Raw genomic sequence first — 926 nt, 5'->3', positions numbered from 1 at the left:
CTGAGCATGGACGCAGTACAGAAAGCCAAATCCGGCCACCCGGGTGCCCCGATGGGTATGGCTGACATTGCCGAAGTCCTGTGGCGTGATTTCCTGAACCATAATCCGCAGAACCCGTCCTGGGCCGATCGCGACCGCTTCGTGCTGTCCAACGGTCACGGCTCGATGCTGATCTACAGCCTGCTGCACCTCACCGGCTACGATCTGCCAATCGAAGAGCTGAAGAACTTCCGTCAGCTGCACTCCAGAACCCCGGGCCACCCGGAAGTGGGCTACACCGCGGGCGTGGAAACCACTACCGGACCGCTGGGGCAGGGCATTGCGAATGCGGTGGGGATGGCGATTGCGGAGAAAACCCTGGCGGCGCAGTTCAACCGCCCGGGCCACGACATTGTTGACCACTTCACTTATGCGTTCATGGGCGACGGCTGCATGATGGAAGGTATCTCTCACGAGGTATGCTCCCTGGCCGGTACCCTGAAACTGGGCAAGCTGGTGGCGTTCTATGACGACAACGGCATCTCCATCGACGGTCACGTCGAAGGCTGGTTCACCGATGACACCGCGAAGCGTTTTGAAGCCTACGGCTGGCACGTGGTGCGCGGCGTTGACGGTCACGATGCTGACTCGATTAAACGCGCGGTGGAAGAAGCGCGTGCGGTCACCGACAAACCGTCCCTGCTGATGTGCAAAACCATCATCGGTTTCGGTTCGCCGAACAAAGCTGGTACCCACGACTCCCACGGCGCGCCGCTGGGCGACGCGGAAATCGCGCTGACCCGCGAAGCGCTCGGCTGGAAACACCCGGCGTTTGAAATCCCGTCTGAAATCTATGCCCAGTGGGATGCGAAAGAAGCCGGTCAGGCGAAAGAGTCCGCGTGGAACGAGAAATTCGCCGCCTACGCCAGAGCCTTCCCGCAGGAAGC

The 926-nt window shown here is 61.0% G+C and carries 1 protein-coding gene; it reads left to right on the top strand.

Features of this window, described 5'->3' with window-relative positions:
- On the top strand, positions 1 to 926 hold a 926-nt coding region (locus HMPREF3178_RS08205; protein WP_323807548.1), incomplete at both ends, for a thiamine pyrophosphate-dependent enzyme.

Origin of the sequence: Klebsiella sp. HMSC09D12, assembly GCF_001808475.1 — a bacterium.
Taxonomy (GTDB): Bacteria; Pseudomonadota; Gammaproteobacteria; order Enterobacterales; family Enterobacteriaceae; genus Klebsiella; species Klebsiella oxytoca.
The sequence above is the reverse complement of the archived record's forward strand: the minus strand, read 5'-3'. Positions and strand labels throughout refer to the sequence as shown.